The sequence below is a fragment of the Bombella sp. ESL0385 genome (assembly GCF_009725755.1).
GTDB lineage: Bacteria > Pseudomonadota > Alphaproteobacteria > Acetobacterales > Acetobacteraceae > Bombella > Bombella pollinis.
In genome coordinates this window covers 242,859-263,500 of sequence record NZ_WNIJ01000002.1, presented here as the reverse complement: position 1 = coordinate 263,500, position 20,642 = coordinate 242,859, and the positions used below count along the sequence as shown (strand labels likewise).

Annotated in this window: 21 protein-coding genes and 1 pseudogene; 17 read left to right on the top strand and 5 right to left on the bottom strand. The window is 51.9% G+C overall.

The window, feature by feature from the left end; genetic code table 11:
* The 5 genes and pseudogenes from GM557_RS07530 to GM557_RS07510 all read left to right on the top strand — a co-directional run.
* Positions 1 to 291: flagellin (locus GM557_RS07530; RefSeq protein WP_255482661.1), on the top strand; the 291-nt coding region annotated here is incomplete at its 5' end.
* Positions 292 to 550: 259 nt separating this feature from the next.
* Positions 551 to 1,522 carry a flagellin gene (locus tag GM557_RS07525; protein ID WP_155573728.1) on the top strand — a complete coding sequence of 324 codons (972 nt, stop codon included), beginning with the start codon at positions 551 to 553 and terminating at the stop codon, positions 1,520 to 1,522.
* A 292-nt stretch (positions 1,523 to 1,814) separates the two neighbouring features.
* Positions 1,815 to 2,737, top strand: a pseudogene (locus GM557_RS07520) (thiamine pyrophosphate-dependent dehydrogenase E1 component subunit alpha).
* Positions 2,738 to 2,816: 79 nt separating this feature from the next.
* Complete coding sequence (locus GM557_RS07515; protein ID WP_155573727.1) at positions 2,817 to 3,350, top strand: transketolase C-terminal domain-containing protein; 534 nt, start codon at positions 2,817 to 2,819, stop codon at positions 3,348 to 3,350.
* 13 nt (positions 3,351 to 3,363) lie between these two features.
* On the top strand, positions 3,364 to 3,795 hold the full coding sequence (locus GM557_RS07510) for a heme-binding protein (protein ID WP_155573726.1): 432 nt from the start codon (positions 3,364 to 3,366) through the stop codon (positions 3,793 to 3,795).
* Between the two features lie 84 nt (positions 3,796 to 3,879).
* Here the strand turns inward: GM557_RS07510 and GM557_RS07505 are convergent, their stop codons facing one another.
* The 3 genes from GM557_RS07505 to flgF form a co-directional block, all read right to left on the bottom strand.
* Complete coding sequence (locus GM557_RS07505) at positions 3,880 to 4,965, bottom strand: flagellar biosynthesis protein FlgL (RefSeq protein WP_155573725.1); 1,086 nt, start codon at positions 4,963 to 4,965, stop codon at positions 3,880 to 3,882.
* 51 nt (positions 4,966 to 5,016) lie between these two features.
* Entirely contained in the window at positions 5,017 to 6,564 is a 1,548-nt protein-coding gene (flgK, locus tag GM557_RS07500; protein ID WP_155573724.1) for a flagellar hook-associated protein FlgK, read from the bottom strand.
* Positions 6,565 to 6,720: 156 nt separating this feature from the next.
* On the bottom strand, positions 6,721 to 7,470 hold the full coding sequence (gene flgF / locus GM557_RS07495) for a flagellar basal-body rod protein FlgF (RefSeq protein WP_155573723.1): 750 nt from the start codon (positions 7,468 to 7,470) through the stop codon (positions 6,721 to 6,723).
* 266 nt (positions 7,471 to 7,736) lie between these two features.
* Between flgF and flgG the strand changes: the two genes are divergently transcribed.
* The 12 genes from flgG to fliP all read left to right on the top strand — a co-directional run bounded on the left by flgG (position 7,737) and on the right by fliP (position 17,395).
* Positions 7,737 to 8,525 (top strand): flagellar basal-body rod protein FlgG, encoded by a 789-nt coding sequence (gene flgG, locus GM557_RS07490; RefSeq protein WP_099026928.1) that lies wholly within the window; start codon positions 7,737 to 7,739, stop codon positions 8,523 to 8,525.
* A gap of 12 nt (positions 8,526 to 8,537) precedes the next feature.
* Entirely contained in the window at positions 8,538 to 9,587 is a 1,050-nt protein-coding gene (gene flgA, locus GM557_RS07485; protein ID WP_155573722.1) for a flagellar basal body P-ring formation chaperone FlgA, read from the top strand.
* Positions 9,584 to 10,336, top strand: coding sequence for a flagellar basal body L-ring protein FlgH (flgH, locus tag GM557_RS07480; RefSeq protein ID WP_155573721.1), 753 nt, complete (start codon positions 9,584 to 9,586; stop codon positions 10,334 to 10,336). The genes flgA and flgH overlap by 4 nt, the downstream gene beginning before the upstream one ends.
* Before the next feature lie 143 nt (positions 10,337 to 10,479).
* Entirely contained in the window at positions 10,480 to 11,004 is a 525-nt protein-coding gene (locus GM557_RS07475; protein ID WP_155573720.1) for a polymer-forming cytoskeletal protein, read from the top strand.
* On the top strand, positions 11,004 to 11,621 hold the full coding sequence (locus GM557_RS07470) for a MotE family protein (RefSeq protein ID WP_155573719.1): 618 nt from the start codon (positions 11,004 to 11,006) through the stop codon (positions 11,619 to 11,621). The genes GM557_RS07475 and GM557_RS07470 overlap by 1 nt, the downstream gene beginning before the upstream one ends.
* Before the next feature lie 28 nt (positions 11,622 to 11,649).
* Positions 11,650 to 12,015 (top strand): hypothetical protein, encoded by a 366-nt coding sequence (locus tag GM557_RS07465; RefSeq protein WP_155573718.1) that lies wholly within the window; start codon positions 11,650 to 11,652, stop codon positions 12,013 to 12,015.
* A gap of 178 nt (positions 12,016 to 12,193) precedes the next feature.
* Entirely contained in the window at positions 12,194 to 13,849 is a 1,656-nt protein-coding gene (fliF, locus tag GM557_RS07460) for a flagellar basal-body MS-ring/collar protein FliF (RefSeq protein WP_230880643.1), read from the top strand.
* 11 nt (positions 13,850 to 13,860) lie between these two features.
* Positions 13,861 to 14,946, top strand: a complete 1,086-nt coding sequence (locus GM557_RS07455; protein ID WP_196424621.1) for a flagellar motor switch protein FliG — start codon at positions 13,861 to 13,863, stop codon at positions 14,944 to 14,946.
* Positions 14,947 to 14,951: 5 nt separating this feature from the next.
* Complete coding sequence (locus GM557_RS07450) at positions 14,952 to 15,674, top strand: hypothetical protein (RefSeq protein ID WP_155573717.1); 723 nt, start codon at positions 14,952 to 14,954, stop codon at positions 15,672 to 15,674.
* A 2-nt stretch (positions 15,675 to 15,676) separates the two neighbouring features.
* Positions 15,677 to 16,084 carry a flagellar motor switch protein FliN gene (gene fliN, locus GM557_RS07445; protein ID WP_155573716.1) on the top strand — a complete coding sequence of 136 codons (408 nt, stop codon included), beginning with the start codon at positions 15,677 to 15,679 and terminating at the stop codon, positions 16,082 to 16,084.
* Between the two features lie 14 nt (positions 16,085 to 16,098).
* Entirely contained in the window at positions 16,099 to 16,497 is a 399-nt protein-coding gene (locus GM557_RS07440) for a hypothetical protein (RefSeq protein ID WP_155573715.1), read from the top strand.
* A gap of 115 nt (positions 16,498 to 16,612) precedes the next feature.
* Positions 16,613 to 17,395: a flagellar type III secretion system pore protein FliP gene (gene fliP, locus GM557_RS07435; protein WP_099027056.1), complete on the top strand. Its 783-nt coding sequence runs from the start codon at positions 16,613 to 16,615 to the stop codon at positions 17,393 to 17,395.
* Between the two features lie 15 nt (positions 17,396 to 17,410).
* On the opposite strand, the gene GM557_RS07430 is transcribed toward fliP, so the two are convergent.
* Both GM557_RS07430 and flhA read right to left on the bottom strand, forming a co-directional pair.
* Positions 17,411 to 18,199: a hypothetical protein gene (locus GM557_RS07430; protein ID WP_099026920.1), complete on the bottom strand. Its 789-nt coding sequence runs from the start codon at positions 18,197 to 18,199 to the stop codon at positions 17,411 to 17,413.
* Positions 18,200 to 18,249: 50 nt separating this feature from the next.
* The gene (gene flhA, locus GM557_RS07425; RefSeq protein ID WP_155573756.1) at positions 18,250 to 20,334 is read right to left on the bottom strand and encodes a flagellar biosynthesis protein FlhA; all 2,085 of its coding nucleotides are present in this window, start codon (positions 20,332 to 20,334) and stop codon (positions 18,250 to 18,252) included.
* Positions 20,335 to 20,642: the final 308 nt, after the last annotated feature.

The window sequence follows — 20,642 nt, the reverse complement described above, 5'->3', positions numbered from 1 at the left end:
GATCCGAAGCAGGGCGTCGTGAAGATGATTTCGCAGGTGCAGAAAGCTATTGAGGCGATGACAAACGTCACCTCTGACCTTGGTTCTAACCAGAAGCTTATCGATTCCATGAGCGATTATGGTCAGAAATCTGCCGACTCTTTGACAGCGGCGTCTGGTGCGTTGACTGATGCGGATATGTCCGCTGAGTCTGCTAAGCTGACCTCCCTGCAGACCAAGCAATCCTTGGGCATTAAGTCCCTCTCCATTGCTAATGGTCAGTCCCAGAACATTCTGTCCCTTTTCCAGTAAGAGGGGGAAGCCTAGCCCTACGGGGCTGGTTCCTTTTGGGTTTGGTTACAAAGAACGCCATCGTGATACCACGGTGGCGTTCTTTTTATGGTAAGATATAATAAATATATAGTTAATAAGGTTAATTCTTTACGTTGTTGTCTAAAATAAAGGTGATTTTTATTCTTTAATGTAAGAATCCTGTAAAATTTCTGTGGTTGTATAGTTCTGTCAACGACTTGCCGTTGCTTTTGATTTAGATGAGCTGGGAGAAAAGACTATGAGTCTTTCCATTAACACAAACACATCCTCCATGGTCGCCTTGGAGACATTGAACACCACACAGAGTGAACTTGCTAAAACAGAGAACGCCGTCTCCACCGGTAAGAAGGTGGCCAATGCGTCTGATAACCCAGCTGCTTTTGGTATTTCCGCACAAATTGGCGGTGATATCTCTGGGCAGAGTGCTGTGAATGATGGGTTGAGCTACGCCTCTCAGATTGTTAGCTCTACCAACTCTGCGGCAAATAGCATCATCAAGGTTCTGCAAGATGTGCAGAATGCTATTACAACGGTGGGTAATAACATTGGGAGTGAAACATCCCTTGGTCAGTTGAATAAAGAAATCACGGGCTACATGAAGTCCATCGATACGATTGCGCGTAATGCGACCACAAAGGGCATCAATCTCCTCTCCGGTGGGACATTGAGCGGCACGACTGATGGGTTGGGCATTACCTCCAATAGCCTTACCTATGTGACGGGCGTGCAGGGTGATACGCAAACATTGACAAGCTATGGCAGCATGATTGGCGCGACCACAGGCTATGGTGTTGGGCATATCTTGTCAGAAATGCTGGGTTTAACCCCCGGTAGTGCTACACCAGGTGTGGACCCAGATGTGAATATCTTCCTCACTGCTACAGCTAATGGTGCGCGCCTAAGCGATGCTTATGCGGGGGATCCGAAGCAGGGCGTCGTGAAGATGATTTCGCAGGTGCAGAAAGCTATTGAGGCGATGACAAACGTCACCTCTGACCTTGGTTCTAACCAGAAGCTTATCGATTCCATGAGCGATTATGGTCAGAAATCTGCCGACTCTTTGACAGCGGCGTCTGGTGCGTTGACTGATGCGGATATGTCCGCTGAGTCTGCTAAGCTGACCTCCCTGCAGACCAAGCAATCCTTGGGCATTAAGTCCCTCTCCATTGCTAATGGTCAGTCCCAGAACATTCTGTCCCTTTTCCAGTAAGAGGGGGAAGCCTAGCCCTACGGGGCTGGTTCCTTTTGGGTTTGGTTACAAAGAACGCCATCGTGATACCACGGTGGCGTTTTTTTATGGGTCATAATTTTTGGAAGATAAGGCAAGTTTTGTGCAGGATAGTTCTATCGGTTTCTCCTCTAACGGGCATAGAGATAACAACAGGCATTGAGATAGTGCCATATACTTTGCCTAGGAGGAAAGAATGAACGCTAAAGACGAGAGAAAATAAGACAAAAATACGCCAATCCCTCATGATGTTTTATTGGCAGCTTATCGGCGGATGAAGACTATTCGTGTTTTTGAGGACCGTCTGCATGAGGATTATAAAACGGGCAGCGTCCCCGGATTTGCCCATCTTTATGCAGGGCAAGAGGCTACGGCAGTAGGGATTTGCAGCCATTTAACAGATGAAGATCAAATTGCTAGTACACATCGCGGGCATGGTCACTGCATCGCCAAAGGGGTGGATGTTATGGCGATGATGAAGGAGATTTACGGCCGCCAAGGGGGCGTTTGCAATGGCGAAGGGGGCTCCATGCATATTGCTGATCTCAGCAAGGGCATGTTGGGGGCTAATGGTATTTTAGGTGCGGGGGCTCCGCTCGCATGTGGGGCGGCTCTGGCTGATAAGCTGGCGGGAAAAGGCCATGTCGCTGTTGGCTTTGGTGGTGATGGCGGTGTGAATGAAGGGGCCTGCTGGAGAGCATGAACCTCGCCAGCGTATGGAAGCTGCCTATGATGTTCGTTGTCGAGAATAATCATTACGCACAATCAACACCGCAGCAAAGAACAACCTCTGTCACGAGTTACGAGGACCGCGCCAAAGGTTTTGGTATGCCCGCCGTAACGGTGGATGGGCTGGATTTCTTTGCGGTTTATCGCACCGCAGGGGAGTTAATTGCCCAGATGCGCGCAGGGCATGGGCCTGTGTTGTTGGAATGTAAGACTGTGCGTTTTTATGGTCATTTTGAAGGGGATACGCAGGTTTATCGCCCTACTGGAGAAGTGGCTAAGGCACGGGCGAATCAGGATTGTTTAAAGCGGTTTAGCCATTAAGCCGTACAAGAAGGGCTTAGCTCATCAGAGCTTGAGGTGGTGGATCGTGAGGTCGAATCGCTTGTAGAGGCAGCCGTGCAAGAGGCCGTTAAAGCCCCGTTCCCAGCATTAAGTGCCCTGCATGAGGGTGTGTACGTTTCTTACTAAAAAGCAGATTAACAGGAGATAAGTGATGACAAGAGGGCTTACGTTAAAAGCCGCTATTAATGAGGCATTGGACTAAGAAATGGCACGCGAGCTGAAACTCTTGCTCTTTGGGCAAGATACGGCTGGCGGTGTGGATGCTGGTGGGGATGTCGATTGCTGGGGGGGGGGTGTCCTTGGCGTGACAAAGGGGCTGTATAGTAAATATGGCGACCGCGTTATTGATGCCCCACCAACGGAAATGGCCTATGTTGGGGCTGCCGTAGGGGCGGCACTCTCTGGTGTGCCCGTTGTTGCAGAAGTGCCGTTTATCGACTTTATGGGCGTATGCTTTGACCAGCATGTGCGGGAGGGGCGTGATGTGTCGATCATCACCTATGGGCCGATGGTGCCTCGCGCTTTGGAAGCCGCTACGCAGCTTGCTAAGGCGGGTGTCGAGGCGGAGATTATGGCGCAGGTGGTCGAAAAGCGGTTCTCCTCTCTTAAATCAGCCCCGCAGATGGTGAGCGCGCCTCACACGCCGGTGCCGTTCTCCCCATTATTGGAGGAAGCCTATATCCCCGGTGCGACGCAGATTGTTGCGGCAGTAAAGCGTGCAATGGGCCATAAAGCATAAGAGGAGGTTTATCATGCCCGTAAAATACCAGCAGGAAACAGCGCAGATTACATGGGAGGCTGCACAGGCTCTTATCGAGGCGGTTCTAAAAGAAGGTGCGGCCCAAAAGATTGCTTTTTCCATCGCGGTGATGGATGCGGGGGGACATTTACGCGCTTTTGGGCGAGCTGACGAAGCGGCCTTTCTGACAGCGGAAATAGCCTGTGATAAAGCATGGACGGCCTGTTCTTTTGGGCAACCAACCCATATATGGAACAGCCTGGTGCAAGAGTCTCACATGGCTCCCCTTGCTAGTCATCCGCGTTTGATGGCTGTTGGGGGTGGGTATCCTATTTTTTATCAAGGCCGCCTTATAGGTGGCCTTGGGGTCTCTGGTGGGACGTATGAGCAAGACCAAGAGGCCGCTGTAAAGGCTTTATCTTTCACGGGGTTTGATAAGCTGTAATCTTATAGCGCAAATCCTATAAAAAGGGCCGCCTCCTATGGGGAGAGCGGCCTTTTTTTGGGGAGGAGGATGAATGTTAGATATTTAGAGATAATCAGCGAGGGACATGTTCTTCGTATCAGCAATAAGCGAGAAGGAGGCTTTGAGCTGAAGATTAAGGTCGGATGAGCGTGTGGCGACCTCAGCAAGATTTGCATCAAGATTGTTGGAGAGTTGGGTCTTTACCATCAATGTAACGCTGGAGAAGATGCCCTTCTGACGGGAGAGTGTGTTTTGTGTCACCCCCATGCTTGTATTCATGTCAATGAGCTGATTGATGGTCTGGCTTAGTGAGCTGTGCATTTGGGTGACAAGTTTTGTAAAGCCGGGTGTTGTTGTGCTCATGCCCTTCATACCGGACATTAACATCATATCGCGCATAAGGTCGCGTATAGGTGAGCCTGTGGAGGTGGCAGAGGCCTGGCCGCCTTCTGTCGCGACAGGAGCGGTTGTGATGATATTATCATTTGGCCCGATGACGGCTGTAGCGCGTAGGGTCGTTGCGTCATCAGCAGAGACGGATAAAGTGGGTGAGAAGACGCTCATAGCGGTACTATTATCGGCACTCGCGGTTGTCGCTTGCTGGAAGATAGTGTCGCTATTCGTGTCAGTTAGGCCAGAGAGCTGCTTAGAGATTGTTTGAGCAAGCGTGCTGTTGGAGAGGCCAGAGGGGGAGGTAACGGGGGCTGCGGCTGTATCATGCCCAGCAAAGAGAAAGCTTGAGCCATCAGATGTGTTGAGGATTGTCCCTAACGTGCTGAGGCCTTTTTGGGCTGAATCCGCCGCGGCGTTTGTTGCTGTGGTGGAGCCGCCTTCGGAGGAGGTCATGTTCAGCAACATAGTGTTGAGGGACTGTGCGAGGTCGGTAATTTGTGTAAAGGCAGTGGAGCCGAGGGAGAGGCGGTTCTGCACAATAGAGATATTGTTTTGATAGCTGTTTAACTCGGAGAGTTTAGGGCTAAGGGTGAGGGCCGCCTGACGGTTGCTTCCTAGCCCTGCAATGCTGGAGGAGATTGTCCCTTGTGAGCTTTGCCACGCGACATCGCTTTGAGCGGCTTCAATTTGTTTAATCCCGGCATTGAGGATTAATTCTGCCCCAGAGGCACCATATTGGCCAACACTCATGCTCATGAGGGGGAACTCCTATTTATGATAAAGGGCGTAAAGAGAGGGGCGGTGTGTTTAATGCACCGCGTTAAGGAGGGTATCGAACATGGTTTGCACCATAGAGACGACTTTAGCATTGGCGGAATAAGAGGTCTTTAAGGCGACAACAGCCGCCATTTGGCTGTTGACATCCACGCCAGAGACACTGGCCACTTTGGTGGAAAGTGACGTTTGGATGGAGGTTGCTGTGCTAAGGTCGCTATTGGACTGGCTAATGGTCTGTGCCTGATTTGCCGTTAGGGCTGTGGCAAGCTGGGTCAGGCTTTGTGCGCCTTCATAGCCTGTGGATTGTTGGCCATCTGGCCCCAAACCGGACATAGGGGCCATGAGGTTATTGGTCACAGAGGAAGGCCCACTCCCAAAAGCCTGATTGAGTACAGCATTGGGTTTGATGTTGGAGTGCTGAAGGCCGGTGAGGTTTTCAGTCAGGCGCGCAGGGGCTTGGAGGTAGCTATCAGAGACAGCAAGCTGAGAGGAAAGCCCAACGAGTCCATTTGGTGCTGTTTTGGTTGGGTCAGAGGAGAGATTTTGTGTCGTCCCATTGCTAAAGAGCGACACACCAGCAGCATTGAAGCGGTTGATTAAGGTGTAGGAGAAGGAATCAAGCTGGGCTTGCATCTGCGGATAGGTTTGGTCGCGCAGTGTAAGATTCGCCCCCAATGTCCCGCCTGTTAGATGGGAGGTGATGTCTTTCCCAGCGAGCATAATGCCCGGCACACCTTTATCACTACCATCTGTGGCGTGATACATGCTGGAGCTTAGCGTGGCATTTTGTGTAGTGAGCGGCCACGTGGAGCTTGGGCCTGTTAATAGCCCATTGGATAAGCCAAGCTGGTCCGGTCGGGTGGGAAGGCTTGTGCCATCTTGTGTGGAGACGAGCATGTCGCCATTGGGCTTCTCGGTAAAACTAACCCCCAATTTGCTAGAGAGGCTCTGCATAGCTTCATAGCGTTTATTGGCAAGGTCTGAGGTATCGGCATGGGAGGAGCGTGCCAACATGATTTGCTGGGAGAGCTGGCCGATCGTTGTTAGGTCGGTATTAATGCCTGAGACGCTATCCGTCACCGCATCCTGCGCACCTTGGCGTTGTGCTTGATAGACGGAGGAGAGCGTATGGATGTTGCTGACTAATGTTTGAGCAGCAGAAATAACCGTTTTTTGGGCGGCACTATCTTGCGGGGTGCTGGTGAGCGATACAAAAGCGTTATTAACATTTTGCAGGTTATTAGTTAGCGTGCCCACTGCTGTGGAGCCATCAGAGCTTGTTGTCGTCCCCTGTACGGAGGAGACAGCCGCTAAGGAGTTGCTGGTGGCTGTGAGGGCTGCAACCTGCGCATTTTGGTGATAGAGTGCATTTTGCAACGCTTGCGATACAACGAGGCGGTTATGATTGGTTGTAACGCCAACGCCCATCCCAGAGACAACCATAGAAGTTGGCGTTGGTGTGGCTGCCACATAACCGGGGGTCGAGGCATTAGAAATATTATCAGATGTTGTTGAAAGCTCGTTCTCAATGGTTTTAAGCCCACTGGAAGCGATATTGAGGGATAGACCGAGACTCATGTTCTTTCTCCCAGAATGAAAAGGCTGGCATAAAGGCCAATAACCTAGAAAAGCACAAGGTGGGCTTTGATAAGGCTTACCATACGGCGTGAGGGTTACATGAAGTTAAACACAAGGCATATATTTTGCCTAACAATCCCTTAACCTTGTTAAGGGTTATGTTGTAGGCTCAGCGGGGATTTTATCAATCGCGTTAAGGCGGCGGGTAAACTCAGTTTGTAAGAGTTGAAAATTAAGGTCATATTCCCGTTGGGTCTTAATCATTGCCGTGGTTTCTTCCACCGCATTGACGTTGCTGGATTCCAACATCCCTTGCCGAATCTCTTGGGTGGGGACGTTTTGTAGCTCCGTTGTGGGACGAAAAAGATGATTACCTTCAGCATGGAGCGTATTAGGATTCTCCACTGTAGCAAGGCCTAATTTAGCGATAATGCCTTTTTCGGTAGAGATGGTGCCATCAGCCCCAATGCCGAGGGGGAGAATCTGCTCATCAGCGTTGAGCGTGATAGGGCGGCGTTGATCATCCAACACTGGGTCCCCTGACGAATCGACAATCGTACCATCCTCACCACGATGGAGCTGGCCATTGCGGGTAAGGCGGAGTCCTTGTGGTGTACGGACCACAAAATAACCCGACCCATTAATAGCTAGGTCTAGCGGGTTACCTGTTTGGCGTAATTCGCCCTGAAGTGTGTCTAAATAAGTAGAGCGGTCTTGGCTATAGGTTAGGACTTTCTCCCCATTGACCAAATCGGCCCCATGTTGGCGGGAGAGATAGTCGGAAAAGAGGACACGATGCTCCTTAAAGCCATCCGTGCTGCTATTGGCCAGATTGTTCGTGGTGACCTCAAGCCCGCGTGTGAGGGCATCAATACGGGCTAGTGCAAGATAACCGGTTATGTCCATGCCGAACGTCCTTATAAAGGCTATTTATGCCATATTGGGCGTTTTAATCGCATTATTATGGCCTTATGTAAAGCTCCTATAGGCTTTTTGTTGATATATGGCTTTAATTTAACCTTGATAAAGCTACCTAATTAAGGACTTATTCATGATGTGTTCATATAAATATCCTTGATAAAAGGAACTTCTCTGGTTTATGAGAGGGCATAGTAATGCGTTTATTGTGCTTGCCATGGCGATGGTGGCAGAATCTTTAAGGATGCCCATTTATGCTGAGATCACTCGATGTTGCCGCGACAGGGATGCAGGCCCAGTCCACCAATGTGGAAACCATCTCCCACAACATCGCCAATATGACGACTACAGGCTATAAAAGACGCCGGGCGGAGTTTCAGGACCTTATCTATCAAGACCTCCGCCGGGTCGGGACGATGAGTTCTGATACTGGTTACCGCGTGCCAGCCGGGGCGCAGGTTGGTTTGGGTGTGCGTACCGCAGCTATTTACCGGATTAACGAGCAAGGTAGTTTGGCTCAAACCGGTAATGCGTTGGATCTCGCAGTAGAAGGGCGCGGTTATTTCCGTATTCTATTGCCGAATGGGGAATATGCCTATACGCGCGATGGGACATTTTCTCTCTCGCAAGATGGGGCGATTGTGACGGCAGATGGCTATCCTCTTACGCCGAATATTTCGATCCCTAATAATGCTGAAAACATCACCATCGACCAAACTGGGCAAGTGCAATACACGCTCTCTGGTCAGGCGAACTCCCAAGTAGCGGGGCAGATTCAGCTTACGACTTTCCAAAATGAGAATGGTCTAGCCGCTATGGGGCAGAACCTCTTTACCGAGACAACATCCTCGGGGGATCCTATTATCGGTAACCCAGAGACGACCGGTTTTGGGACAATTCGGCAGGGGTTCGTTGAGGAATCCGCTGTAAATGCTGTGACGGAAATTACGGACCTTATCACGGCACAACGTGCTTATGAGATGAATAGTAAGAGCATTACCGCCTCTGATGAGATGCTCCAGACCTTAACAAATCTGCGTTAAGAGCGGGGCTATATGCAGGGGCTCTGTAAGGTGAAGATAGGTGGGATGAAGGCGATTGCAGCATGTCTTTGCCTTGGTGCGGGGTGGTTTCTGCCTCATACTATGCTGGCGGCAACATTGCGTCCTTCTGGGGTTGTGCATGGGGCGTCCGTTTATCTTTCTGATGTTTTTGAGGGGTTGGAGAGCGGGCAAGATCGCCTTCTTGGCCCAGCCCCTGCGCCGGGGAAAGCCGTTACGATTGGCGGGAGCCAGCTTATCGCCTTAGCGGATCAATATGGAGTGGATTGGGATGATCAATCCTCCTCTGCGAGTCTGACTCTTACACGGGCTGGTCATGTGTTGGGGCGGGATGATTTTGCCGCTTTGGTGCGTAAAATGGTCGCGCAAGGTGAGGGTGCGGGTAGCGTTGTGGTGGAGATTGCCAGCTTCACGCCCGTTATGGTGGATGAGGGGGAAGCGGACCCTATTACGCTCTCTAATTTTGAGTGGGACCATAAAACAGGTCGCTTTACCGCGCTGGCTCAGCCTTCTCATCCTTCTGGTACGGCAGGAGCGGATAGCTTTACCGTGCGCGGGAGTATTCGCCCCGTACAGCCTGTGATGGTGTATGACCACGCATTGCCATCAGGCCATATTATTCAGCAAGATGATATGCGGATAGACCCAGCCTTTACCGGCACGGTGCCCCCATTAGCACGCTCTTTGCCAGAGCCAGAAAAGATGATTGGCATGGCCTTGGTGCGGACTGTCGGGGCAGGTCAACCTGTGGAAGCAACAGATTTACGGCGTGCCATTCTTGTCCATCGCGGAGACCCTGTTTTGTTGAGCTACAACAGCACGGGCATCCGTCTCACCGCGACAGGCCGTGCGTTAGAAGATGGTGGCAGTGGGCAATTTGTCCATGCGCTTAATCTGGGTAGTCGTATGATACTGATTGGCCGGGTCAGTGCCTCGGGCGAGATTAGGGTTGATGCGTCCTCTACAGCCATTCCTCCTGATTCGGAAGAAGCGCGTAGGCTGGGGATTAACACCATGATGCTTGATGGAGGAAGCCGCCCATGATGTCCTTATGGTCAAAGCGGGCATGGCTGCGCGTGGGTGTGGTACCTGGCCTTTTAGTGGGGTTGAGTGGGTGTTTAGGGGTTAGCGGGATGAGCGAAATGGGCCATCTCCCGCGTATGACGCGGACGGCTGACCCCACGCAAGCCCCCGATTATCGGCCGATTACTATGCCTAGCCCGCCGCTTCAGGCCCCACCGACAGAGGTAGGCAGTTTATGGCGGCCGGGGAGCCGTGCCTTCTTTAAAGACCAGCGTGCCGCGCAAGCGGGGGATTTGCTTACGGTGAAGATTCAGGTTGCTGATACAGCTAATGTCACCAACAACACCACGGCATCCGGTAGTGCATCAGAGGTTTTTGGGATTCCAAGTCTGTTTGGCTTTAAAGGTAAGGCGTTATCTCACCTGACGAGTGCTGATGCGCTTGATACGAGCAGCTCTAGCGCGAATACCGGGGCGGGAACGATTCGGCGTATTGATACGGTGACGCTCACATTGGCCGGTGTCATCACGCAGGTTTTGCCTAATGGTAATTTTGTCGTTGTGGCCCGCCAAGAAGTCCGCGTGAATGGTGAGCTAAGGCAAATTATGGTGAGTGGTGTTGTCCGACCACAGGATATCTCTGAAGATAATGTCGTTACGCATGACCGCATTGCTGAGGCGCGCATCTCTTATGGCGGGCGTGGTCAGCTCTCGCAATATCAACAGCCGCGTTATGGGCAGAAGGTTTTAGAGAATGTCTTGCCTTTTTAAGGGGATATAAAAGGACATTATTAAGGTTTATGGCCTATATAAGGCTTACACATTGCGATATGGCATTTTATGCCATAATCATGGCTTGTGTAAGATGGTTTAGATGGCGTGGGATGGCCGTTATGGGGAAGGGGAGAGAGTAAATGTCTGAAAGCAAACAAAGAGAAGGCTTTATTCCAGCAGGACTTGTTGTGCAGTCGCTGCGTGGTGTCGTGGAGGGGAGCCTGCATATTGCTGGTGATGTTGAGCAGGCGGCCCTTCAAGCTGAGCATATTTGTCTTACCGAGAGTGGCACCCTAAAAGACGGCCAGATTGAAGCACAATCAGTGATGATTGACGGGTACGTTACGGGGGTGACCTTCACTACCCCTCGGCTAACGGCTGGTGCTAATGCGCGTATTTCTGATTGTGTGATTGAGATGGGAAGCCCAACAGGCTGTGCTATCCATGAGGATGCAAGCTTTGAAGGGGATGTCCGTATTTCCGTTTCCCGTAAGGGTGGGGGACAGCAGCGTCCTGACACCCAGAGGGAAGGGCAAACTGTTGTAGCGCATGATGAGGCTCATCTTGTCATCCCCGGTGATGATGAGCCAGACCCTCATTGGGCGGCAAAAACCCCAGATATTAGCGAGGCGGAACAAGACGCCGAGATTCCATTGGGGGGCTAATGGCGGGTGTGTGCTTTCAGCAATCCCGGCGACTGCGTTATGTAAGTGGCTTTGCTGCCTTATTTTTATGTGTTGGTATGCTCTGGCCCTCGCCTGCTAAGGCAGCGGGGCTAGATGGCGTCCCAGACCATGATGCAGAGCAGCAAATGCAGGAGCAGCAGCGTATTTTTGCAGCAGCGCGTAAAGCGTTGGAACTGCGGATGCATGTGCTGAATCAATCAAAAGCGGCTTTTTCGGAGACGGTGGATAATCATAAGCTGGTCCCTCAAGAAGCTGTGGCACGCTTGGTTGGTATTTATGAGGTCATGCGCCCTAGAGAGGCGGCTGCGGTCTTTGATGTTATGGACCCGCATGTCTTGATAGCCATAGCAGCCTCCATGAATACGCGTAAGCTCTCCGGTATTATGGCGCATATGACGCCCGATAGGGTGAATCTTGTCTCGCAATATTTAGTGGGTGTGCGGCATTTTCATCATCCTGCTTTAGCGATTCCTGTTGTGGCAGGGGATGGGGCTTCTGCTTCGGGGTTGAATGAGGCCCCCGCAGCCGATGCAGCAGAGCGTGTGCATTATGAGGCGGTACCCCAGAGCGGGCCGCTTTTACCATCACGGCAATAATGAGGGGATAATGCAGGAGAAGCGAATCATGGGGCAGTCTTGTTCATTATCACGCTCGTGGAAGGCGATGTTTGTGCTTATGCCTACCTTAGTTGGGCTTAGCGCATGTGCGCCAGATTATCTGGCTAGCAAGATGACAGGGCGGCAGTGCCAAGCAGGTTATTTGGAGGAAGGGGAGGATTGGTGCGCCCCACCAGAACGCACCCCGCCTCCGCAGCCTTATTGTACGCAGAGCTGGAATGGTGTGGATTGTTGGGCACGGCCAGAATTAACGCCGAATATGGCTCATGAGACGTATGAAGGGCCGCGTGGTTTGACGCCAGAGCAAAACGCTAATCGTCTTATGATGCCCGCTAAGAAGGTGCCGCCTAGCACACAATATTTTGCGCCGTAATCAGGTGTAAAGACATACACCGATAATTAACCTTATATAGGCTTTACATTGGGCTATAGTGAAGGTTAGTTATGACATGAGAGCGATAGTCTTGCCATAATTATTGTGGCTTATATGGTAAATCCGGTAGCGGGCTTTGCTGCTTCCGGCGTAAGAGCAGCAGGTAGATACCCGTTATATGCAGTTTAGTAAGCTCCGTTTGCCGCAGATTATAGAAGGGTTGAAGAGCCTTGGCCGGGTAAGGCTTATTGCTCTTGGGGTCGTAGGGGTGATGTTGTTGCTCTCCCTTGGGGTAATTGCTTTTCATAATCGTACCTCCTCTATGTCCCTGCTCTATGGGGATTTAGAGCTTAATGAAGCCGCCGAGATGGTGGATGACCTTGCCAAGGCGCATATCCCTACTAATACAGGGCCGGATGGCCGTACCTTGTATGTGCCGACCAACAAGGTGGCAGAGGCGCGGCTTCTATTGGCCAAGGCGGGTCTGCCCGGTGGGGGGATTGTCGGGTATGAGCTGTTTGATAAAAGCGGCACGCTCACCAGCACGCAGTTTGAGCAAGGCATAGACGAGACACGCGCTTTGGAAGGCGAGTTGGAACGCTCCATCCGTCTCATTCACGGTGTAAGGAATGTGCGTGTACATCTTGTTTTGCCTCATCGTGATTTATTTTCTACGGAGACGAACCCATCCCAAGCGAGTGTGATTTTGGATGTGGGGCGTACTGGAGCAGTATCAGAGGATGCGATTTCCGCGATTCAGAACCTAGTGTCTGCAGCAGTACCGGGATTAAAGGCGCATGGTATTTCCATCGTGGATACGCGGGGGGATGTTCTAGCACGTCCCGGAGACCCAGATAGTCTTGCAGGCCAAGAATCGTCTTTAGAAAAGCAACGTCATGCTGAGGAGCAGCGTCTTGCGCAAGCGGTGGAGGATATTCTTACTCCTACATTAGGCATGGGCCATGTGCGGGCACGCGCGGCTGTGACGATGAATACGGACCTCATCCATGAGACCGATGAATCGTACGATCCGAATGAGCAAGTCTTGCGCTCCCAAAGCACGAGTACGGATAAGAGTGCCAATACGGAGGCGAATCAGAATACCAGCGTTGGTAATAACCTTCCTAACGCAAATGCAGGGCAGAATAACCGGACAGGCTCCAGCGAGGAGCGGACGGATGAGACGAATAATTACGAAATCGGCAAGCGGACGCGCGTTATTAATCAGACACGCCCGCGTGTGTCGCGGATTAGTCTTGCTGTGCTGGTGGATGGGACTGTTACGGCTGATAAAAACGGTAAACCATCATGGAAGCCTTTGGATGAAGCTGAGGTTAAACGCCTAACCCAATTAGTGCAGACAACCATTGGCTATGACAAGACACGCGGTGATGAGGTCAATGTTGTTTCAATGCCATTCCGTGTTGATGGTGGGACAGACCTTCCGCATGAGGAGACACCATTCTTTACCAGAGAGATGATTATCTATCTGGCGGAATGGATTGTTCCCATTCTCTTGCTCCTCGGCGCGGTGGCAATGCTCTTTGGGCCTATTCTACGGCGTGTGCGTAAGGGGAGCGAAGCTGCTGCTGTACAAAATGCTGCTGCGATGGATGCTACAGCGGCCCCCGGTACGGCAGAGGGTGAGGCCAAGCCAGATGATGCCGTAGGCCGTGGTGATCGCATCAGCGTTGAGGGTGTGGAAGGGAAGATGCGCCGAGAGGCCCTCGCGCGTGTTGTTCAACGTGTTGAGACGAACCCTGATGATGCCGTTGCCGTCATTCGTAATTGGTTAGCTGAGCCAGAGCCAACCAAACCAGTGGCAGAGAGTTAAGGAGGGCCATCATGGCAGAGCAAATGATGAATGGCGGGTTGGATGCCGCTGCCGGTCAATCCGAGACAGCGCGCCCCGGGTTAATCGCGGCGATGAAGGGGAGCGAGAAAGCCGCTATTTTGATGCTCGCTCTAGGCCAAGAGCGTTCAGCGCGTATTTTTCGTTCTTTGCAGGAGGATGAGGTGCGCGACATTTCCAAAGCGATGTCCGTTTTGGGGATTGTACAGGCGGATCGGGTTGAAGCTGTTTGTAACGAGTTTGCAGAGAAATATTCGAGCGCAGATGGCTTTGTCGGCAGTTATGAAACGACAGAAGATTACCTTAAACGCGCCCTTCCTGCTGAAGTGGTCGAGAAGATCATGGAGGATATACGCGGCCCATCAGGGCGTAGCGTATGGGCCAAAATGGGCAATATGCCCGAGGCCACTTTGGCAAATTATCTGCGTAATGAACAACCGCAGACCGTGGCGGTTATCCTTAGCTATATCGCTCCAGCGCATGTGGCGCGTGTGCTTACGCTTTTCCCTGAGGAGTTCGCTACTGATGTAATTATGCGCATCCTCCATATGAGTCCTGTCAGCAAGGATGTGCTGGAGAGTTTGGAGATGACCCTCCGTAAGGAGCTGATTATGGCCTTTGGACGGTCCACCAAGCGCGATAGTTATGCCTTTGTGGCGGAGGTGTATAATAACTTCGATCGCAAAACGGAGGCTTCTCTCACGGAGAAGCTTGGCCTGTTGAGCGAAGAAGATATGGAGAAGGTGAATCAACTGAAGTTCACCTTCGATGATATCAAGCGTCTCACCCCTGATGACATGATGCGCGTCATGGCAGCGATCAATCGCGATGGCGAGGCAAAAAGTCGGCTGCCCTTGGCCCTTAAAGCGGCCAATCAGACTGTGCGGGAGTTGTTCTTTAAATGCATGTCTAAGCGTGCTGCGGGCCTCTTGGAGGATGAGATCCGCGGCATGGGGGCTGTGCGTTTGCGTGATGCAGAAGCCGCACAGATGGAGCTGATTGTGCTCATTAAAGGTCTGGCGAATGATGGTGAAATTGATATTTCGCCTTCCTCCTCTGAAGATGAAATCATCGAGTAAATCTGATGAGCAACATCACACAGCAGGCTGCTCCGCCCAAGCGGTGGAGTTTCAGTGAGAGTTTGGAGGATTTTTCCCGCCATGAGCATGACGTGGTGGGAGAGGTGCTTGATGATGAGGAGGAGGAGCCAGAGCCGAGCATTACGCTCCACCCTGATGAGTTGGAACGTCTTAAAGCTGAGGCTTATCAGCAAGGTTATCGCCAAGGTGAGGGGGATGCCGTGCAGAGCTTGAGTGATGAGATGGCAAACTCTATCGCGCAGGTCTTAGCGTTTATGGAGGAGGAGGAGACCCACCGTAATGCCAAGATGATGCGGCTTGCAGAGCAATTTGTGGAGGGGGTGTGCCGAGTTGTTGAGCAGCTTTTTGCGGGAGATCTCTCACAAACAGGGTTGCGCCATCAGCTTGCTGAGGACGCCGCCTTATTGGTGGCTCAATGTGAGGGCACCATCACTCTTGATTGCGCTAAGGCTGATGAGCCAGCCCTTCGCACCGCTCTTGCCGGGGCGAAGGATGTTGCCATTACGGCAGAAGCCGAGCGCAAAGCCGGTAGTGTAGCGATTTCGGCCGCGCAAGCGCGCATCACGTTGGATGAGAGCCAATGGGCAGAGGCCGTGCGGCATCGTGTCGCAGAAGCGGTGGAGGCACTCATCAGGCTGGCTCCTGTAAGTGAGCAAGAAGCCGTGCAGGATGTAGAGCCGCATATAGTACAAAAAGAAGGAGAATAAGCATGGCAGATGAGACAGAGACCAACCCTAATGCGACTGCCCCTCAGCCTGATGATAAGCAGGCCTCTGGTGGTGTTGATTTGTCCGATTTTTCGTCCGAGGTAGCAGAAGAAGGCGCAGAGCGGGCCGGTAAATATTACGATAGCGAGCAGGAAAAAGCCCGTGACCGTGAGGCGATTCTTGATGTTCCTGTCAAAATTACAGCCGTGGTGGGCGATGTTAAAATGCCCGTGCGGGACTTGGTGCGCCTTGGCCGTGGGGCTGTTGTGCCGCTAAATCGTAAATTAGGGGCCTCGATTGATATTTACGCCAATGATCGGCTGATTGCTCGTGGGGAAATCACTATCATTGAGGATGATAATATTGCTGTGACGATGACGGAGATTATGTCGTCATCAGCTAGTGCGTAAGGTTTCGTCCGATTATGACACCAGCACCAGTTAGTGGGGTTCATGGTTCTGGGGCGATGATGCAGGCTGTTATGGGGTTTCACATGAATCCCGTATTAGCGTTAGGGCTTGTTGTGGGGCTTATTTTCATAACGCCGTGGTTCTTACGCCGTATGCGCCACCGTATGCCTCGCTTATTGCAGGTAACTGAAGCGGCCCCGGAGCGTGCTTTAAAAGTGCAAGATGCCGTACCTTTGGGAGCAAAACGAACGCTTTTTTCTGTCGCTGTAAAAGGCCCGGAAGGGCAGCAGGCCACAGCGGTGATTCTTACAGGTGGCCCAACAGACCTCTGTATTGGCTGGTTAGGCGATGGCCCAACCCAGCCTTTAAAGGACATTGCTCCTCTTAAAGAGAGCGCATCAGAGACAGCGTAATAGCCAGAGAGATGAGAGGCGTAAGCGTATGAACCAGAGTGATAAAGGTCGCTTTGCCATGATGAAGGCTGCCAAACAGCATAAGCCGATAAAACGGAGCGTGATATGTGGCATCATGGCTTTGTGTGGCGTGGTGATAGGTGGCGTGTTGTTATGTGTGGCAGCGCATCCAGCTTTTGCACAATCCATCACTTTTGATATGGGTAAAGGCGGTGGCATTGGCGAGGCGGGGACGACAAGCCGTCTTGTCCAGCTTACGGCGATTGTGGGGTTTCTCTCCCTCGCACCGAGTTTGCTGGTGATGATGACGGCTTTTACGCGGATTATCATTACGCTGTCGCTTTTACGTAGTGCCATTGGTGCGCAGGGGACACCGCCTAATATGGTGCTGATTGCGCTGGCCCTCATTCTCTCCTTTTTTGTGATGCAGCCCACATTGGAACGCTCTTGGGAGCAAGGGATAGAGCCGCTGATGGATGGCCGCGTTGATGAAATTGCAGGCTTGCAAGCAGCGGCAGAGCCGTTCCGCGATTTTATGATTCGCAATGCGCGGCCTAATGATGTGGCTATTTTCTATCATCTCGCTGGTGTTAAGCCAGAGGCAACGCCAGTGGAGGGGAAGGATGGTACCCACACCACCACGGTGCGGCCGCCTTGGCGGGTGATTGTCCCAGCCTTTATGGTAGGGGAGCTAAGCCGTGGTTTTGAGATGGGCTTTTTGCTCTATTTGCCCTTCTTGGTGATAGACCTTGTGACATCTAGTGTGTTGATGAGCTTGGGGATGATGATGCTTCCCCCGCCGACCATCTCTTTGCCGTTTAAATTGATTTTCTTTGTATTGGTGGATGGCTTCCAGATGGTCTCTGGTGGTTTAGTCCGCAGTTTTGGTGGGGGGTAACGCCCCCCTTTTATATCACCCCGGTAAGACGAGCAGCCGACGGGCAAGAATAGCCGGGGTGAGTTGCGTAAAGCCCTCATTGATAGAGCCGGAATAACTCCCATAGGTTAAAGATAAACCACAAGCCGCCGCGGTAATGATGCTACCAATACGCCCGGCTTGCTCCATACGGCTGGCAATGAGTGAATCCGCCCCACAATGATGGAAGGCCGCAGCAATATCAGTGCTTTCTTCTGGGTCCATCCCCGCTGGGACGACTAATGAGAGGCGTGCTTTTGTACGGTCTATCACCTCACGCATTTCCGTCATGGCTGTGGGGGAATAGACACAAAGCCCCGGTAAATCTACCAGAATGATGCGGTCTTGGCCGTCAATTTCCTCTGGGTCCATGCCGCCATAGGCTTTGACCAACTCTAGGTCACAACCACGTAGAATCGAAGCAAGCTTGATGTAACTACCAGGGGTGCTATCGCAGGCTAAAACGAGAGGCTGGCGGAGTTTACCTTTTGATTGCCGCGCTTGGCGGGCATAGCGTGCGGCTAATTTAGCAAGGGTGAGTGATTTGCCAGAGCCAGATGCCCCGCCCAACGCCATTGGGATGCCAGGTTTTAAAGGCAGTGGGGCAAAATGAATGACACGCTCTAACCCTTCAGCAAGGCTGCTACCGGCCATCGCGGTGATAAGCTCTTGGGGGATGGAATGCCAAGCGAGAATCTCTGGGACACTTAGCGCATTAGAGGGGAGAACAACATCGCCCGTCTCTACTGGCTGTGTGGTGTGCTGATCGGTTGAAGAACGGGTCATGAGCGTGATCCAGTTAAAGGAGAGGGTGGTTTATAAGGGTATCAATAGGGTTAGGTCACTGTGGCAACCGTGCGGATGCGCGTACGGGGGTAGATTTCTGCTTGCGCCATAACCGCAACAGAGGGGCGAATACGGTCCACAATCATCCGGACAGAATCACGTGTTGCTGAGGTGGTTACGATGACGGGCATCTCTCCCAAAGTAGCCGTTTGGTCGAAGGTTTGGCGTAGAGCAGTGACAAAGCGGTCCAGCATGGCAGGTGGCATGGCTAAGGTGCGGTCATCGCCTTTGCCAACAGTGTTATTGAGGATGTTATTCTCCCAATCTGGGGAGAGTGTAATCATAGAGATGCAGCCTGAAGGCCCAACATAGCTATTGCAGATTTGTCGGGAGAGGCGAATACGGACATGGGCTGTGAGGGCTTTAATGCCCTTTGCAGCGAGAGCGTGGCCTTCTTGAATGCTTTCCAAAATTGTGGGCAAATCACGGATGGAGATGCGTTCTTGCAACAAGGATTGCAGGACACGTTGTACAGTGCTGAGTGAGACTTGCGAGGGGATGAGGTCATTGACCAGTTTTTGCTCCTCTGCGGGGAGGTCATCCAGCAAGGCTTGCGTAGCGGTATAGGTGAGCAAATCGCCTAGATTTTGGCTTATGGATTCGGTGAGATGGGTGATGATGACCGTCACCGGGTCCACAACTGTATAGCCTTGGTCTGTTGCTTGTTTTTTTAAATTTGGGTCAATCCATATCGCGGGGAGATGAAAAGATGGCTCGGTGGTTGTTTCACCGGGTAATGTTGGTTGGCCGTCTTTATGGGTAGGGCAGATCGCCAGTAGATGATTAGGCCGTACTTCCCCCGAGGCAATATCAATCTCTTTTAGCTTAATGACGTAGCGATCTGTGGGTAGTTGGATATTATCTTGGATGCGGACTGAAGGGGTAATAAACCCCATATCCGTTGCCATTTTGCGCCGTAAGGCTTTGATTTGCCGCGTAATTTGGGCGTCATCCCCGCTGGCAAGGGGGAGCAAGCCAAAGCCAATCTCCAACCGTAAAAGGTCGATTTTGAGGAGTTCGGTAATGGGTTGTGTGGTGGGGGCTGCTGGTTGGGTCAGGTCAGGCTCGTCCTCATTACGTTTGGGCGTTTTATAGCGAACCCATGCCCCAACCCCAGCCGCGATAGAAATCATGAGGAAGGGAAAGGCAGGCAGGCCCGGCATGAGCGCAAAAACAGCGGAGAGTGTTGCTGCAATTGCCAGAGGTTTTGCATTGCCGCCTAATTGACGGAACAAGGTGACATCGGCAGAGCCATCCGTCCCGCCTTTGGTGACGACAATACCCGCAGCAAGGGAGACAAGCAAAGCTGGGATTTGAGAGACTAACCCATCACCAATCGTGAGGGTGGTGAAGGTCTGCGCTGCTTCGCTGATGGGCATATTATGGCGCAGCACACCAATGGTTAGCCCTCCTAGAATATTGATGGCGGTGATGAGAATCCCCGCAATCGCATCATTGCGGACGAATTTAGCCGCACCATCCATCGCCCCGTAAAAGGAGCTCTCTTCTTCCAACTCTTTTCTTTTGCCACGCGCAACGCGCTCATTAATAGCTCCGGAGGCTAAGTCGGCATCAATGGCCATTTGTTTACCGGGCATAGCATCGAGGAAGAAGCGGGCAGAGACCTCCGCAATACGGCCCGACCCTTTGGTAATGACCATAAAATTGACAACAAGCAGGATGCAGAAAACAATCCCGCCAATCACTACATCATTACCCATGAGGAAGCCCCCAAAGGAGGCCACAACATGGCCTGCGGCATAGGCCCCCTCATTGCCATGGCTAAGGATGAGCCGTGTCGTTGCGACCTCTAAAGAGAGGCGGAACATGGTGGTGAGCAGCAAGAGGGTGGGGAAGGATGTAAAATCCAAAGGTCGCTCTAAAAACAACGCCACCATCAGGATGAGGACAGAAGACGTAATGGAGAGCGATAAGCCGAGGTCGAGAATCATCGTCGGTAAGGGGACGATGAGGATAGAGATGAGCAGAATCACCCCTAAAGCGAGCAGAATATCCGTCCCCGGTAGGCGGGTGGAGAGGGAGGAGGCAACCCCGCCTTTTTTAAAGAGGCTCATCGGGTTGCGTAATAGGGAGGTAACAGCCCCACTCATGTGATGTACCCCGCTCTCATTTTGGGGGACAGGTTTATGTGTTGCTCCATCAGCATGAGCAGAGGAGGATTGAGTGGTGGGAGAGGGAGTGGGCATTGTCATCCTGGCTGATTATAGGGCGATGAACGATCCTCCCTCAGAGGGGACGGAAACTCTTTTAAAGGCCTTTTTAAAGTTAAATCTTATTCTTGGTATAGAATAGCCATTAAGTCCTTACGCAGCAAGTTCAATTATGGCATAATTATGGTCTAATGAGTTCATGTATAAGGTTG

Bases quoted from the DNA above. Each gene is read 5' to 3' on its own strand.
- GM557_RS07525 (WP_155573728.1), top strand. From the start codon at position 551: ATGAGTCTTTCCATTAACACAAACACATCCTCCATGGTCGCCTTGGAG.
- GM557_RS07515 (WP_155573727.1), top strand. From the start codon at position 2,817: ATGGCACGCGAGCTGAAACTCTTGCTCTTTGGGCAAGATACGGCTGGC.
- GM557_RS07510 (WP_155573726.1), top strand. From the start codon at position 3,364: ATGCCCGTAAAATACCAGCAGGAAACAGCGCAGATTACATGGGAGGCT.
- GM557_RS07505 (WP_155573725.1), bottom strand. From the start codon at position 4,965: ATGAGCATGAGTGTTGGCCAATATGGTGCCTCTGGGGCAGAATTAATC.
- flgK (WP_155573724.1), bottom strand. From the start codon at position 6,564: ATGAGTCTCGGTCTATCCCTCAATATCGCTTCCAGTGGGCTTAAAACC.
- flgF (WP_155573723.1), bottom strand. From the start codon at position 7,470: ATGGACATAACCGGTTATCTTGCACTAGCCCGTATTGATGCCCTCACA.
- flgG (WP_099026928.1), top strand. From the start codon at position 7,737: ATGCTGAGATCACTCGATGTTGCCGCGACAGGGATGCAGGCCCAGTCC.
- flgA (WP_155573722.1), top strand. From the start codon at position 8,538: ATGCAGGGGCTCTGTAAGGTGAAGATAGGTGGGATGAAGGCGATTGCA.
- flgH (WP_155573721.1), top strand. From the start codon at position 9,584: ATGATGTCCTTATGGTCAAAGCGGGCATGGCTGCGCGTGGGTGTGGTA.
- GM557_RS07475 (WP_155573720.1), top strand. From the start codon at position 10,480: ATGTCTGAAAGCAAACAAAGAGAAGGCTTTATTCCAGCAGGACTTGTT.
- GM557_RS07470 (WP_155573719.1), top strand. From the start codon at position 11,004: ATGGCGGGTGTGTGCTTTCAGCAATCCCGGCGACTGCGTTATGTAAGT.
- GM557_RS07465 (WP_155573718.1), top strand. From the start codon at position 11,650: ATGGGGCAGTCTTGTTCATTATCACGCTCGTGGAAGGCGATGTTTGTG.
- fliF (WP_230880643.1), top strand. From the start codon at position 12,194: ATGCAGTTTAGTAAGCTCCGTTTGCCGCAGATTATAGAAGGGTTGAAG.
- GM557_RS07455 (WP_196424621.1), top strand. From the start codon at position 13,861: ATGGCAGAGCAAATGATGAATGGCGGGTTGGATGCCGCTGCCGGTCAA.
- GM557_RS07450 (WP_155573717.1), top strand. From the start codon at position 14,952: ATGAGCAACATCACACAGCAGGCTGCTCCGCCCAAGCGGTGGAGTTTC.
- fliN (WP_155573716.1), top strand. From the start codon at position 15,677: ATGGCAGATGAGACAGAGACCAACCCTAATGCGACTGCCCCTCAGCCT.
- GM557_RS07440 (WP_155573715.1), top strand. From the start codon at position 16,099: ATGACACCAGCACCAGTTAGTGGGGTTCATGGTTCTGGGGCGATGATG.
- fliP (WP_099027056.1), top strand. From the start codon at position 16,613: ATGGCTTTGTGTGGCGTGGTGATAGGTGGCGTGTTGTTATGTGTGGCA.
- GM557_RS07430 (WP_099026920.1), bottom strand. From the start codon at position 18,199: ATGACCCGTTCTTCAACCGATCAGCACACCACACAGCCAGTAGAGACG.
- flhA (WP_155573756.1), bottom strand. From the start codon at position 20,334: ATGAGCCTCTTTAAAAAAGGCGGGGTTGCCTCCTCCCTCTCCACCCGC.